The following is a 13,188-nucleotide window of genomic DNA, read 5'->3' as shown; positions in this document are numbered from 1 at the left end:
CGTCACCGTCCCGCGCCGCCGGGATGGCCGGCCGCCTGCCGGACCGGGGTGCCCAGGTACGGCCGCACACTCTTGACCAGCTGCGCCATCTCGTAGCCGAGCACTCCCGGGTCGGCGTCCTTGCCCGCGATGACGGCGAGCACCGCGCCGGAGCCGGCGGCGGACACGAACAGCAGGGCGTCCTCCAGCTCGGCCACCACCTGGCGCACCGCCTCCCCGCCGCCGAACCGTGACCCGGCGCTGCGGGCCAGGGAGAACAACCCGGAGGCGATGGCGGCCAGGTGGTCGGCGCCGTCGTCGTCCAGTCCGTGCGCGGCCTTGCGCAGCCCGTCGGAGGAGAGCAGCAGCGCGCTACGGGTGTCCGGGACGCGCTCGACCAGCCCGGACAGCAGCCAGACGAGGTCCTGGGCGGAACGTACCGGGTCGTTGCTCAGCATCTGAGCACACCTTTCTCAGCGGGGCTCGGTCTGGGTGGAGCGGGGGAGTCAGTGCTGCTCGGTCGCGGCCGGCCCGGCGTCGCTGCGGGAGACGCCCTGCATGAACGAGGCCATGAGGCCGGGATCGTGCTCGGCCCCGTCGTCCTCGGGGGCCGGCGGCGGCGGTCCGAACTGGAGCTGCGGCGCCAGATGGGTCTGGCTGTGCCGGCGCGGCAGCGGGGGCGGGGTGACGGTGGGCCGGCCCTCGGCCACCTCGGCGCCGGTGCGCCGCGGCGCCTCGGCCACCACCGGCGCCCGGTCGGCGGACGCCGGTGGTGCGGATGCCGGTGAGGCGGAAGCCGGTGAAGCCGGGACGGGTGGTGCGGAGGCGGGCACCGCGGAGACCAGTGCGGGAGCGGCGGCGTCCGGGGCCCCGGCGAAAGCCGGCCAGGTCGGCGGGGGCGCCGCGATCTGCGACGGCCCGGGGACCCGCTGCACCAGCTCCATGGTGTTCTGGGTCAGGGCGGGCTGGGCCGCCACCGGACCGCGGTCGTCCTGGGCCGAGCCGAGCAGCTGCTGCGGGAGGATGACCACAGCCTGGGTGCCGCCGTAGATGTTGCCCTGCAGCTGCACGGTGACGCCGTGCTGGCGGGCGATCATCGAGACCACGAACAGGCCGATCCGGCCGTCGCGCAGCAGCTCGTCCAGATTGATGTCCTCCGGGTTGAGCAGCAGCCTGTTCAGCCGGTCCTGGTCCTCGCGCTGGATGCCCAGCCCCCGGTCCTCGACCTCGACCGCCACCCCGGCCGCGACGTGCTGCGCGCGCAGCAGCACCTGGGTCTGCGGCGGGGCGAACATCGTCGCGTTCTCGATCAGCTCGGCGACCAGGTGGATGATGCTGGCCACCGCGTGCCCGGGCACCGTGCCGTCGATCGGCGGCACCAGCTTGACCCGGGAGTAGTGCTCGACCTCGGCGATGGCCGAGCGCAGCACCTCGGTCAGCGCCACCGGCCGGCTCCACTGCCGCCGGGAGACCGCCCCGCCCAGCACCGCGAGGTTCTCCGCGTGGCGGCGGATGCGGGTGGCCAGGTGGTCGACCTGGAACAGGCCCTTGAGCAGGTCGGGGTCCTCGACCTCGTTCTCCAGCGCGTCCAGCAGCTTGATCTCGCGGTGCACCAGCGACTGCAGGCGGCGGGACAGGTTGACGAACACCTCGACCTGGCGCCCGGCTGACGTGCGTACCGGCATCGGCCGTTCCTCGGCCAGCCGCACCCGCTCGCCGAGCGCCTCGAGCTCGGCCCGGGCGTTCTCGACCGCGGCGCGGTAGCCGGCCGCTTCGGTCAGCGCGGCCGTGGTCTCGGCCCGGGTGTCGGCGAGATCGGCGCGGGCCAGCGCGGTCTGCGCGCGCGCCTCGGCGAGCTCGGCCCGCAGCCGGGCCGGCCGGTCGTCGAGGCGCCGGACCGTCCCCACCGCCTGGCCGGCCACGACGGTGAGCGCGACCACGCCCAGCAGGAAGACGATGATCAGCACCAGGTCCGACCGGTCCGCCCCGCCGGCCCAGAGGTAGCCGGCGGTGACCGCGAACAGCAGCGCGGCGGCCCCGGCGGGCGCCGCGACCAGCCACAGCAGCCGACCCCGCAACAGGGTGTCGTCCGGCGTAGGCACGGCGGACGAGGGTGATTCGGGCATGGGCGTCCTCAGTCGGCGGGAGACTTTGTGGCGGCTACGCATTCAGCGAATTCCACTGTGGAAGCAGCGACCACTCTAGTGCTCCGGAAAATCTTGTCCAGCGAAGTCGCGGAATGCCAGGAGAACCGCGCGCGCCGAACCGCCGGCCGTATTTCTGCACAAGGACTGCCGGCAATTACCGTCATTCGTTCAGGATCAGTTCCGTGGCGTGCCGGGACGCGGCCAGCAGCACCGGATCCGGATCGCGCTGCCACATCTCGATCGCCGCGTCGGCGAACTTGATGGCGTGCGCGTCACCGGACTCGGTGGCCTGCCGCAGCACGGCCGGCGCATCACCGGCACCCGGTGTGAAAGCGCGAGCGGCCGGGGGAGCGTAGGCGGCCGTCACCGCGGCGGTGGCCGCCCACGCCGCCGCGAGGCTCGGCCCGTGCAGCGCGACCGGCAGCGCCGGCAGAGTCCGCAGTACGGCCAGCGGTGCCGTTGCCGCGTGCACGAGCAGCACCGGGTTCCCGTACCCGTGGGTGGTGTGCAGGCGCACCGCCGCCGTGACTATCCCGGCCAGCCGGTCCTCGACGGTGTCCTGGTCCGGGCCGGGCACGGCCCCGACCGCGGCCGGCCAGCCCGGCAGGTCGGCGAGCTGGGCCAGCCGGGACCGGATGCCGGAGCGCTGGTCCGGCACCCGCGGTACGGCATCGAGCGCCGCCCGCGGATCCGAGCTCCGGTACGGCCCCCGCCCGGCCGGCGCCAGCGGCTGCCACCGCGCCGCCCAGTACGCCAGCCCCTGCCCCAGCTCGGCCACCCGCGCCGGGGTCTCCTGCTCGCGCAGCGCCCGCACCGCGTGCCCGACCCTGATCACCCCGTGCGTCGCCCCCGCGGCGACGCCGGGCAGCAGCCGCGGCCACCAGAGCGCCAGCACGTCCGGCCACGGCTCGGCACGCACCGCCCGGTCGAAGAACGCCAGCCAGTCGCCTGTGCGCACCGGGTCACCGAGCGGTTCCCGCCACTCGTCCGCGGCGATCGGTGCGATGCCCCGCGGCACCTCCACCAGCCGTCGCTCGTAGGTGTCCAGCCACCGGTGCACCTGGTCGGCGTGCCCGTGGTGGACCAGCGCCTCGGCCGCCATCGGGCCGTGGTTGGACAGCCAGCCGTCGTGTTCGGGCCCGGTGGTGTGCAGCCGCCGCAGGGCCTCGTCGAGAATTCCGGTCATCGTCGCAGCGTGCGGGTTGAACCTCGGTTGAGGTCAAGGGGCCATGATGGGCCGGTGGGTTTCGAGGAGGATCTGGACGCACGGCCGTTCTGGCGCCGGCTCAGCCGCGGCGAGCAGCGCTGGCCGTTCGCCCTGGCCATCGCCGTGATGATCGCCCTGCAGCTGACCCTGCCCGAGCGGTACAGCATGGGCGCGTGGTGGGTGCTGCCGGCCGTCGAGGTGGTCGTCGTCGGCGCGCTGGTGGCCGCGAACCCGGGCCGGCTGGAGCGCCGGACCCCCATGCTGCGCCGGCTGAGCCTGGGCCTGATCGCCGTGGCCAGCCTGGGCACGGCCTGGTCGGTCGTGCGGCTGGTCACCGACATCGCCGGCGGCGCCGACACCGGCAGTGCGGCGGACCTGCTGCGCAGCGGCGCCTCGATCTGGCTGATCAACGTGCTGACCTTCGCGGTCTGGTACTGGGAGCTGGACCGCGGCGGGGCACTGGAACGGGCGGCCGGCACCGACCCGTACCCGGATTTTCTCTTCCCGCAGATGACCACTCCGGACATGGCGCCCAAGGACTGGCGGCCGCAGTTCGCCGACTACCTGTATCTGGCGTTCACCAACGCGACCGCCTTCAGCCCGACGGACACGCTGCCGCTGTCGCGCTGGGCCAAGCTGACCATGATGCTGCAGTCGGCGATCTCGCTGGTCACCGCGGCCCTGGTGGTCGCCAAGGCGGTCAACGCGCTGGGATGAACAGGCGCATGCCCGGGTCGCGGTTGCGCACGAAGCCGAGCGAGGCGTAGAGCGGCTCGCCCTCCGCCGAGGCGCGCAGGTCGATCGCCCCGATGCCGCGCTGCTCGTACCAGGCGAGCAGGGCGGTCATGCAGGCCCGGGAGAAACCCCGGCGGCGGTACGCGGGGTCGGTCGCGACGTTGAGCACGTACCCGCGCAGCCCGGTCGGGTCGTTCGGGCCCGGCAGCCGCTGATCGATCGTGCCCACGACGCAGGCCGCGAGCCCCGGGCCGTCCGGCTTGTCCACCACGAACGCGGCCATGGTGTCGTTGCCCGGATCGAGCAGCCGGCGCACGACCGCGACACCGGGCCCGATCCAGGCCTGCGGGTCGCCGCCGCCGGGACGGACCGAATCCATCATCACGCTGCGCAGACGCAGGAGCTCGGCGGCATCCGCCACGCCGGCGCGCCGGACCTCGATCATGGCCGCCATTCTGACACGAAGGCTTGCACAATTTCTGTGCACAAGTATTGTGCAAGTCATGGAGCGCACTCAGGTCCACCTCGACGGCAAGCAGATCCGGGTCCTCGCCCACCCGTTGCGCTCGCGGCTGCTGGGCCGGCTACGGCTGGACGGGGCGGCCACCGCCACCCGGCTCGCCGAGGCGCTCGGCACCAACACCGGCGCCACCAGCTACCACCTGCGCCAGCTGGCCGACGTCGGGCTGGTCGTCGAGGACGAGAGCGCCGGCCGCGGCCGCGAGCGCTGGTGGCGGGCCGCCCACGACGTGAGCAGCTGGCAGCGCGACGCGTTCGCGGGGGACCCCGACGCGACCGCCGCCTCCGACTGGCTCGACAGCTACGGCCTGCAGCGCCTGGTCGCCCGGGCCGAGAGCTGGCAGCGGGCCCGGCCGGCCGAGCCGCCGGCCTGGCGGACCGCCGCCGGCTTCTCCGACTACATCCTGAGCCTGGGCAGCGAGCAGCTCAGCGCGCTCACCGCCGAGCTCGACACGGTCATCGAGCGCTATCGCGCCCGTAGCGAGAGCGATCCGGCGCCGGACGCCCGGCAGGTTCTCCTCTATCTGTATGCCGTGCCGAGGATCGAGGACCCGGCGTGAAAGCGCTGACGGCAGTGCAGGCGCGGCGTCGTTTCCTGTGGCTGCTGGCCCTGCGCTGGCTCCCGGTCGGCCTGATGATCCCGGTCACCGTGCTGCTCCCGCTGGACCGTGGCCTCAGCCTCGCCCAGTACGGCTCCGCGGCCGCCCTGCAGGGACTGGCCGTCCTGCTGCTGGAGCTGCCGACCGGAGGTCTGTCCGACGCGATCGGCCGGCGACCGGTGCTGCTGCTGGCCGGCGCCATCGAGATCACCGCCCTGTCGCTGCTCACGGTGGCCGACTCGGTACTGATGTTCATGATCTTCTACCTGTTGCAGGGCCTCTACCGCGCCCTGGACAGCGGCCCGCTGGAGGCCTGGTACGTCGACCACGCGCTGGCCGCCGACGCGCAGGCCGACATCGAGACGGGCCTGAGCCGCAGCGGGGTGGTCCTGGGCGTCGCCGTCGCCGCGGGTGCTCTGCTCACCGGAGGTCTGGTCGCCGTCGGCCCGACCGTGCCGGGCGGAGCGCTGAGCCTGCCGGTCTACGTCGCTCTCGGCCTGCAGCTCGTGTCGCTGGCGGCGGTGGCGCTGCTGATGACCGAGCGCCGCCCGGGCCGCGGGTTCGCCGCGCTGGCCCGGTCCGTGCGTGGGGTGCCGGCCGCGATCAGTGGCGCGCTGAGCCTGCTGCGGCGCTCCCGGGTCATCGCGGCGCTGGTGGCGGTGGAGCTCTTCTGGGGCTTCGGCATGGTGGCGTTCGAGAGCCTGATGCCGGTCCGGCTGGCCGAGGTCGTCGGCGACCCGGGCCGGGCGTCGGCGCTGATGGGGCCGGTCGGCTCGGTGGGCTGGCTGGCGTCGGCCCTCGGCGCGGCGCTGATCCCGCTGCTGGCCCGCCGCATCGGAGCGCCGTGGACCGGCTTCGTGCTGCGGATCCTGCAGGGCGTGACGGTGGTCGGGATGGCTCTGTTCGCCGGGCCGGTGGGAGTGATCGCGGCGTACCTGGTCTGTTACACCGTGCACGGGGCGGCGAACCCGGTGCACAACGGGCTGTTGCACCGTCAGGTCGACGGGCCGTACCGGGCCAGTCTGCTGTCGCTGAACTCGATGGTGAGCCAGCCCGCCGGTGCGCTGGGCCTGGTCACACTGACCGCCGTGGCGTCGGCCGCCGACCTGCGGATGTCCCTGCTGGTCGGTGCGGCGGTCCTGGCGGTGGCGGCGCCGCTCTACCTGGTCGCCCGCGGCTCGGAGGCGACCGTGACGCCGGTGGATGCCCCGACGCCGGATCCGGTGATCCACGGTGGAGTTTACTCGTGACCAGCACCGGGGTAGTAGCACGACAAGTGCTCTCATCCCCCCGGAGGAACCCATGCTTGCTATCGCCGCCGCGATCGTCTTCGGCATCTGGCTGCTGCTCGATCTCTTCGACACCAACCTCGGCGCTCCCGACCTGTTCAACTTCTCGACCATGGCCTCGCTGGGTCTGCTCCTGCTGTCGCTGTACCTGGCCGGCGTGGGCAGCGGCCCGCGCAACACGAGCAGCGGCAGCGGCCGCAGCTTCCGTGGCCGTCGCCCTGGCCGCGGCTGATCCGCTGATTTCGGCATACGGCCCGCCTTCGGTGCATTTCCGGCACACGAGGGCGGGCCGGTACTGTCGTTGCCGATGGAATTCGACGGACTCTTTCCGCTGACCGAGCCGGGTGGTGTCCGCACCGCGCCACCGGCCGGTGCGGCGTCCGCCGGCTTCACCACCTGGTCCGAGGACTCCCCGCTGCCCGTGCGGATGCGCCCGGCGAGCATCGACGAGCTCGTCGGTCAGCAGCACCTGCTCGCTCCCGGGGCCCCGCTGCGCCAGCTCGTCACCGGCACCACGCCGATGTCGGTCATCCTGTGGGGTCCGCCGGGCACCGGCAAGACCACCATCGCGCACCTCGTCGCCGGGGCCACCGACCGCAAGTTCGTGGCCATGTCGGCACTGACCGCCGGGGTCAAGGACGTGCGCGCGGTCATCGACACCGCCCGCCGCGAACGCCGCGCCGGCGGCCCTCCGACCGTGCTGTTCATCGACGAGGTGCACCGCTTCAGCAAGACCCAGCAGGACTCGCTGCTCGCCGCGGTCGAGGACCGCACCGTGACCCTGCTCGCGGCCACCACCGAAAACCCGTACTTCTCGGTGATCTCCCCGCTGCTGTCGCGCTGCGTGCTGCTCACCCTCCAGGCGCTGGGCGACGACGACGTGCGGCAGCTCGTCCGCCGCGCGGTCACCGACCCCCGCGGCCTGGGCGGCGCGGTCACGCTCACCGACGAGGCCGAGGAGCATCTGGTACGGCTGGCCGGCGGCGACGTCCGCAAGGCCCTGACGGCGCTGGAGGCCGCGGCCGGTTCCGCCGCCGCCCAGGGCGCCACCGAGATCGACCTGGCCACCGCCGAGCAGGCCGTCGACGTGGCCGCGGTCCGCTACGACCGCGACGGCGACGCCCACTACGACGTGATCAGCGCGTTCATCAAGAGCATGCGCGGCTCCGACCCGGACGCCGCCCTGCACTGGCTGGCCCGGATGCTGGTCGCCGGCGAGGACCCACGGTTCATCGCCCGGCGCATCGTGATCTTCGCCAGCGAGGACGTCGGCATGGCCGACCCCCAGGCGCTGCTGATCGCGACGGCCGCGGCCCAGGCCGTGCAGTCGGTCGGCCTGCCCGAGGCCCAGCTCAACCTGGCCCAGGCCGTGGTCCACCTGGCCACCGCCCCGAAATCGAACGCCGTGACCACCGCCCTGGGCGAAGCCCTGGCCGACGTCCGGGCCGGCCGCGGCGGCGCCGTCCCCCCTGCCCTGCGCGACGCGCACTACCCGGGCTCACGTGGCCTTGGTCACGGCAAGGGCTACCGGTATCCACACGACGACCCCAAGGGTGTTGTTAGGCAGCAGTATGTGCCGGATGATCTGATCGGCGCGGACTACTACCGCCCGACCGACCACGGCGCGGAACGCGCAGTCGGCGAGCGGTTGCCCCGCCTGCGCAGAATCGTCCGTGGCCCGGCCGCGGACCCCCGGCCCACGCCACCCGGCGCGGGCAGCTCGAACGGCCCGTCCGGCGACGGGCCGAAGGTGGACGACAGCGGCCCGGCCGCCGGAGAGGACCAGCCGTGAGCAGGCGCGGTGCCGAGAGGCCCGACGACGACGCCGACCAGCGCGAACAAGCCGGTCGCAGCCGCCGCCTGTTCGGCCGCGGCCGGCCGGAGCCGGTCGAGCCCGTCGAGGTGCCCCGCGAGGAGACCGGCTGGCTCGACGACCTGCGCAGCGCCAAGGAGGACCGCTCGGCGATCGGCCCCGGCACGTCGGCGGGAGAGGGCCGCACGAGCAAGAGTGGCCGCCGGGCGCCCGGACCGGACGACCCGGTGGACGACTCCGCCTTCCCGGCGGCGCCCATGTCGCCGGCTGGTCCGCGTTCCGCTGCCGCTCCGGGTTCGCCCGCGGCGCCTCGCTCAGGTCCTCGCGCTGCTCCCGGCGCCCGTTCCGGTGCTGGTCCGGTTCCGGGTTCGGCTCCCGGCGCTGGTGCTGGTCCCGTCCCTGGTTCTGCTCCCGGTCCTCGGCCGGGTGCTGGTTCTGCTCCCGGTTCCCGTCCGGGTGCTGGTTCTGTTCCGGGTTCTGCTCCCGGTTCCCGTCCTGGGTCCGGGGTTCCGGCGGGACCGCGCTCTCCGGTGGTGCCGGGGTCCCCGGCCGGGCCACGGTCCGGTCCGGGATACGGCACTCCGGCAGCACCGGCCTCCCCGGTCCGCGGCGACCAGCCGCCGGCGTGGCAGGCCGGCTCGGGTGAGCACACGACCGGTGGCTGGCAGGCCGGCTCGGGCGAGCACGCGACCCGTGGCTGGCAGGCGGCACCCGGGCAAGGCGTCCCCGGACAGGGCCCGGCCGGAGCGCGCCACGACAGCGTTCCGGGCGAGCCCACCGGACGGCACGCCCCCATCGATCGCAGCGAGCCCGGCATCCGCCCGCCCGGGCGGCGCGCGGCTCCCGCGGCTCCCGAGCCCGGTGCTGCGCCGCCTCCCGGTCACGGACGTCGGCAGATGGACGCCGGGCAGCTGAGCGGACGGATCGATCCGAACCCGTCCGGCTCCTTCCCGGCGGTCAGTCCCACCTCAGCCGTTCCGGCCTCGGGTAACGCTCCGGCGGTGCCCGGGGTTCGTCCGACCTCGCCCGCTTCACCGCCGGGCTGGCCCGGCTCGCCCGCCGCGCCGGGGTCTACCGGATCGCCCGCTGTGCCGCCTGCCGGCGGTCGTCGTGCTGCTGTGCCGCCCGCTGTTGGTGGGCCGGCTGCCGGTGGTCGCCGTGCCGCTGTGCCTCCCGTTGCTGGTGGGCCGGCTGCTGGTGGTCGTCGTGCTGTTGTGCCGCCCGCCGAGGGTGGGCCAGCGGCTGGTGGTCGTCGTGCCGCCGTGCCCCCTGCTGCTGGCGAGCCGGCTGGTGGTCGTCGTGCTGCTGCTGTGCCGCCGCCTGCTGCGGCCGGGCCGTTGCCGGCTGGTCCGGTGTCGCCCGCGAGCCGTGCTGCCCGGCACCAGGATCCCGGCGGTCGTCCGGCCGATCCCGGACAGCCTGACCAGCCGGGTTTCGCGCCTGGTGGGGACCAGTCGGGCTTCGTGCCCGGCGGGGACCAGTCGGGCTTCGTACCCCGGGGTCGGCGGGCCCGGGCCGACGAGCCGGATGCCTCTGTCCGGGGCGGCCATGCCGCGCCGGACCAGTTCGGTCCCGGTCGTGCGGGTCACGCGGCCCCGGACCAGCCGGGTCCCGCCCGCGCCGGGTATGCCCCGCCGGAGCAGGCCGGTCCCGCTCGCGGGGGCCACGCCGCGCCCGACGAGGTCGGAGGCTTCGCCACCGGTGGCCGCCCCAGCCGGCAGGCGGGTGGGTCGAGCCGTCCGGTGTCCGCGGTACCCGGTGCCGACGGCCATTCCTTCGGCGCCCGCAACGCCGGCTCGGCAGCCCATGCCCGGCCGGACACCAGCCCGGCGGACGGCGGCGGCCGCCACGGTCGTCCCGACCCCGGACAGCAGTCCGGCGACCGCCTCGGCCACCACACCGGCGCGATCCCGCCGACCGGCCGCGCCGGTGGCCAGCACGGCGCCCCGGACCCCGACGAGCCCGGAACAGGACCGATCGGCCGACGCGGCGCCCCCGGCCCGGCCGCCCCCACCGCCCGTGGCGGACCCGGTTCCACCACCGGGCCGGTCCGCGCGTCAGCGGTCGTACCGCCCGTCGTGCCCGGCCGTGAGGGCGTGCGCACTCCAGCTGTCCCCGGCCGCGCCGGGGCGATGGCCGGAAGCACGTCCGGTGTGATCGGTACGACCGGGCAGATCGCCCGCGCCGGTGAGGCGGCCGCCCGCGCGGCGGGCCGCGGCACCGGACGGGTTCCCCGGCCCGGTCAGCGTCCCGTTCCCGGCCAGCCGGGAGCAGGCCCGCAGGTCCCCGGTGCGCCGGTTCCCGGGTCGCCGGCTGCCGGTCAGCCCGGCCGAGGTGCGCCGGGGACCGCAGCGGGCGGCCGTGCGCAGCCCGGTGCCGGACGTCCCGGACCGGGTCAGCAGGGCACCCGCCCGCCGGTGCCCGGACGTGTCCAGCCGCCGGCTCCCGGTCAGCCGGGTGCCGGCCGTGCCGTACCCGGCCGGTCACCGGGCGGCCGTGTCGCCCCCGACCAGCAGCCCAGCGGCCTCGCCGGCGCTCCCGGGCAGCCGACGGGTCCCGGTCAGCCGGGCGGTCCCGGGGCCTTCTCCGGCCCGGTGGAGAGCGGCCAGCACAGCACCGGTGTCGTTCGCGGCCCGGGCCGCGCCGCACCCGGCCACGGCGGGCCGGGCCAGCCGAACGCCCCGGCCCGTCCGGGTCGCAACCCCAGCCCGGTGAGCCCCGCCGAACCGAGCGGGCTGCCGATCCGCCCGGGCAGCCCGGCACCGGGCGGCCCGGCTCACGGTCTCTCCGGCCCCGGCCTGCCCAGCGGCCTGCCCGGCGCTCTGAACCAGCCCGGCGGTCCTCGGCAGCCCGGCCATCCGGGTCAGCCCGGCGGTGCCGGTCAGCCTGGCGGTCCGCGGCAGCCCGGTCATCCGGGTCAGTCCGGCGGTGCCGGTCAAGCCGGTGGTCCCGGTCAGTCCGGCGGTCCGCGGCAGCCCGGCCATCCGGGTCAGCCCGGCGGTGCCGGTCAGCCTGGCGGTCTGCGGCAGCCGGGCCATCCGGGTCAGTCCGGCGGTGCCGGTCAATCCGGCGCCCCTGATCACCCCGGCGCGCCCGGTCATCTCGGCGGCGCGGATCGGCCGGGCGGCCGTCCCGGCGCTGGACAACCTGGTGGCCTCGGCAGTCCCGCCCAGCCGAGCGGCCTCGCCGGGCCGCACGGCGACGAGCGCACCGGCACGGGCGCCCGCCCGAACAGCCTGGACGATCCCGGCCGCCCCGCGCGCGGGACCGGTCCGGTGCTGCCCGGCCGCGGCGCCGCTGCTGTGCCCCCAGGTCCGGCCCCCGTCACGCCGGGCCGAGGCGCGGTCACGCCAAGCCGCGCCACCGGCCCTGTCACATCAGGCCATGGCGCCGGCCCGGTCACGCCGGGCCACGGCACCGGCCCGGTCACGCCGGGCCGAGGCGCAAGTCCGGTCACGCCGGGCCGGGGTACGGGCCCGGTAACACCAGGCCAGGTCACACCAGGCCAGGTCACACCAGGCCAGGTCACACCAGGCCAGGTCACACCCGGCCATGGCTCAGGCCCGGTAACGCCGGGACCGGGCGCAGGCCCGGCCACGCCAGGTCGCGCCACAGGTTCGGCCACGCCGGGCCGCGGCACCCCCGAGCTCCCGCAGAGCCGTGGCGCCGCGGAGGTCCTGCCCGGCCGGGCCGCCGTCGACGCACCCCGCGGGCGCGGCACCGGCGAAGTGCCGGCCCGGGCTCCATCAGACCCGCCGGAAGGCACCCCGGGCACCCCCGGACGCGGAGCCGCCGCGGTACCCGGTCGCGGTGCCGCTGAGGTGCCCGGCGACGTCCGGGCCGCGGCCGAAGTGCCCGGCCGTGGCACCGCTGAGGTGACCGGTCGCGCCGCAGCAGGCGTGCCCGGCCGCGGCGCTGCCAAGGTGCCCGGTCGTGGCGCTGCCGAGGTGCCCGGTCGTGGCGCTGCGGAGGTGCCCGGTCCTGGTGCTGCCGAAGCACCCGGCCGGGGCAAGGCCGAGGTGTCACCCGTACGGGGGACCGGACAGGTCGCCGTGGCGGGGCGGGGGACCGGCACCGTCACGCCGCCCGGGCGGGTTGCGGTTGTCGGCGCCGGCGGCGTACCCGATGCGGGTGAGAGCTCGGCCGACGACGAGCGTGAGTCTCCCGGTGGCCTGCTCGGCAAGGGTGCCGAGTTGCGCACCCGGCTGCGCACCGAGCGGCGGCTGCGGGTCATCACCCTGGTCACGCTCAGCGTCGTGGTGCTCGGGCTGCTTCCGCTGCTGTTCGGGATCCGGTCCGCGACGCGTGACCCCGTGTTCAACTCGCTCGATGCGCTCAGCGTGCCCGCCTGGGCCGACAAGCAGGTCGACGACCGGACCAGCGGCAGCATCTGGTGTTTCTTCGACTGCCGGTTCCGGGAGCGGACCGCGCAGTCCGAGCGGCCGTTCGAGGAGACCGACAGGGCCTACGCCGCCGCGCTGACCGGGGCCGGCTGGAAGGCCCGGAGCGGGGAGTGCTCCGATCAGCCCACGACCTCCGGCAAGTACACCTGCTGGACCAGGGACGAGTTCACTCTGGACCTGTGGGTGCGGCTGCCCGAGTGCGCTGTCGACGCCGTCGCCGCCCAGGATCCGGCCACTCAGCCCTCGGTCGGGCCGGACGGGCTGGTGCCCACTCCCGACCCGGACAAGTGCACCGGTTCGACCGTGAGCATCAAGGTGCAGAACGCCGTCACCGACCAGCGGGGCAAGCCGCAGCCGGCCGTGGATCCGTCCTTAATCGGCGAGACGCCCGACCCTGTTCTCACTCCTGATCCCCTGCTGGAGCCGACACCGACGGCGTCGTGAAGCGTCCACCGGTCACTGACGGTAGGGTCTGCACGTTGTCCCACTGTGAGGCA

The 13,188-nt window shown here is 75.2% G+C and carries 13 protein-coding genes; 6 read left to right on the top strand and 7 right to left on the bottom strand.

The window, feature by feature from the left end:
• Nucleotides 1-2: 2 nt before the first annotated feature.
• The 3 genes from ACWEOZ_RS13960 to ACWEOZ_RS13950 form a co-directional block, all read right to left on the bottom strand.
• On the bottom strand, nucleotides 3-437 hold the full coding sequence (locus ACWEOZ_RS13960) for a roadblock/LC7 domain-containing protein (protein WP_360556153.1): 435 nt from the start codon (nucleotides 435-437) through the stop codon (nucleotides 3-5).
• Between the two features lie 48 nt (nucleotides 438-485).
• Nucleotides 486-2,081, bottom strand: coding sequence for an ATP-binding protein (locus ACWEOZ_RS13955; protein WP_451911080.1), 1,596 nt, complete (start codon nucleotides 2,079-2,081; stop codon nucleotides 486-488).
• A 205-nt stretch (nucleotides 2,082-2,286) separates the two neighbouring features.
• Nucleotides 2,287-3,312 (bottom strand): questin oxidase family protein, encoded by a 1,026-nt coding sequence (locus tag ACWEOZ_RS13950; RefSeq protein ID WP_451911079.1) that lies wholly within the window; start codon nucleotides 3,310-3,312, stop codon nucleotides 2,287-2,289.
• Between the two features lie 54 nt (nucleotides 3,313-3,366).
• On the opposite strand from ACWEOZ_RS13950, the gene ACWEOZ_RS13945 reads away from it, so the two are divergent.
• The gene (locus tag ACWEOZ_RS13945) at nucleotides 3,367-4,050 is read left to right on the top strand and encodes a hypothetical protein (protein WP_451911078.1); all 684 of its coding nucleotides are present in this window, start codon (nucleotides 3,367-3,369) and stop codon (nucleotides 4,048-4,050) included.
• Here the strand turns inward: ACWEOZ_RS13945 and ACWEOZ_RS13940 are convergent.
• Nucleotides 4,034-4,513, bottom strand: a complete 480-nt coding sequence (locus ACWEOZ_RS13940) for a GNAT family N-acetyltransferase (RefSeq protein ID WP_451911077.1) — start codon at nucleotides 4,511-4,513, stop codon at nucleotides 4,034-4,036. The genes ACWEOZ_RS13945 and ACWEOZ_RS13940 overlap by 17 nt on opposite strands.
• A 58-nt stretch (nucleotides 4,514-4,571) precedes the next feature.
• Here ACWEOZ_RS13940 and ACWEOZ_RS13935 point away from each other — a divergent pair, with 58 nt between their 5' ends.
• From ACWEOZ_RS13935 to ACWEOZ_RS13920, 4 genes are all read left to right on the top strand, one after another.
• Nucleotides 4,572-5,147, top strand: a complete 576-nt coding sequence (locus ACWEOZ_RS13935) for a helix-turn-helix domain-containing protein (RefSeq protein ID WP_451911076.1) — start codon at nucleotides 4,572-4,574, stop codon at nucleotides 5,145-5,147.
• Nucleotides 5,144-6,436: an MFS transporter gene (locus tag ACWEOZ_RS13930; protein WP_451911075.1), complete on the top strand. Its 1,293-nt coding sequence runs from the start codon at nucleotides 5,144-5,146 to the stop codon at nucleotides 6,434-6,436. The genes ACWEOZ_RS13935 and ACWEOZ_RS13930 overlap by 4 nt, the downstream gene beginning before the upstream one ends.
• Before the next feature lie 52 nt (nucleotides 6,437-6,488).
• Entirely contained in the window at nucleotides 6,489-6,707 is a 219-nt protein-coding gene (locus tag ACWEOZ_RS13925; protein ID WP_212992672.1) for a hypothetical protein, read from the top strand.
• Nucleotides 6,708-6,782: 75 nt separating this feature from the next.
• A complete protein-coding gene (locus ACWEOZ_RS13920) occupies nucleotides 6,783-8,267 on the top strand; it encodes a replication-associated recombination protein A (protein WP_451911074.1) in 1,485 nt (494 codons plus the stop codon).
• A gap of 1,052 nt (nucleotides 8,268-9,319) precedes the next feature.
• Here the strand turns inward: ACWEOZ_RS13920 and ACWEOZ_RS13915 are convergent.
• From ACWEOZ_RS13915 to ACWEOZ_RS13905, 3 genes are all read right to left on the bottom strand, one after another.
• Nucleotides 9,320-10,228, bottom strand: coding sequence for a hypothetical protein (locus tag ACWEOZ_RS13915; protein WP_451911073.1), 909 nt, complete (start codon nucleotides 10,226-10,228; stop codon nucleotides 9,320-9,322).
• 543 nt (nucleotides 10,229-10,771) lie between these two features.
• A complete protein-coding gene (locus ACWEOZ_RS13910; protein WP_451911072.1) occupies nucleotides 10,772-11,485 on the bottom strand; it encodes a hypothetical protein in 714 nt (237 codons plus the stop codon).
• A 180-nt stretch (nucleotides 11,486-11,665) separates the two neighbouring features.
• Nucleotides 11,666-11,842, bottom strand: coding sequence for a hypothetical protein (locus tag ACWEOZ_RS13905; protein ID WP_451911071.1), 177 nt, complete (start codon nucleotides 11,840-11,842; stop codon nucleotides 11,666-11,668).
• 267 nt (nucleotides 11,843-12,109) lie between these two features.
• Between ACWEOZ_RS13905 and ACWEOZ_RS13900 the strand changes: the two genes are divergently transcribed.
• Nucleotides 12,110-13,135: a hypothetical protein gene (locus ACWEOZ_RS13900; protein WP_451911070.1), complete on the top strand. Its 1,026-nt coding sequence runs from the start codon at nucleotides 12,110-12,112 to the stop codon at nucleotides 13,133-13,135.
• The last annotated feature ends 53 nt before the right edge of the window (nucleotides 13,136-13,188 follow it).

Source organism: Actinoplanes sp. NPDC004185 (genome assembly GCF_053603475.1).
Note: the sequence above shows the minus strand (reverse complement) of the source record. Positions and strands in the feature narration are given on the sequence as shown.

Coding starts and splice junctions, on each gene's coding strand:
- ACWEOZ_RS13920 (WP_451911074.1), top strand. CDS start 6,783: ATGGAATTCGACGGACTCTTTCCGCTGACCGAGCCGGGTGGTGTCCGC.
- ACWEOZ_RS13905 (WP_451911071.1), bottom strand. CDS start 11,842: ATGGCCGGGTGTGACCTGGCCTGGTGTGACCTGGCCTGGTGTGACCTG.
- ACWEOZ_RS13925 (WP_212992672.1), top strand. CDS start 6,489: ATGCTTGCTATCGCCGCCGCGATCGTCTTCGGCATCTGGCTGCTGCTC.
- ACWEOZ_RS13935 (WP_451911076.1), top strand. CDS start 4,572: ATGGAGCGCACTCAGGTCCACCTCGACGGCAAGCAGATCCGGGTCCTC.
- ACWEOZ_RS13960 (WP_360556153.1), bottom strand. CDS start 437: ATGCTGAGCAACGACCCGGTACGTTCCGCCCAGGACCTCGTCTGGCTG.
- ACWEOZ_RS13940 (WP_451911077.1), bottom strand. CDS start 4,513: ATGATCGAGGTCCGGCGCGCCGGCGTGGCGGATGCCGCCGAGCTCCTG.
- ACWEOZ_RS13950 (WP_451911079.1), bottom strand. CDS start 3,312: ATGACCGGAATTCTCGACGAGGCCCTGCGGCGGCTGCACACCACCGGG.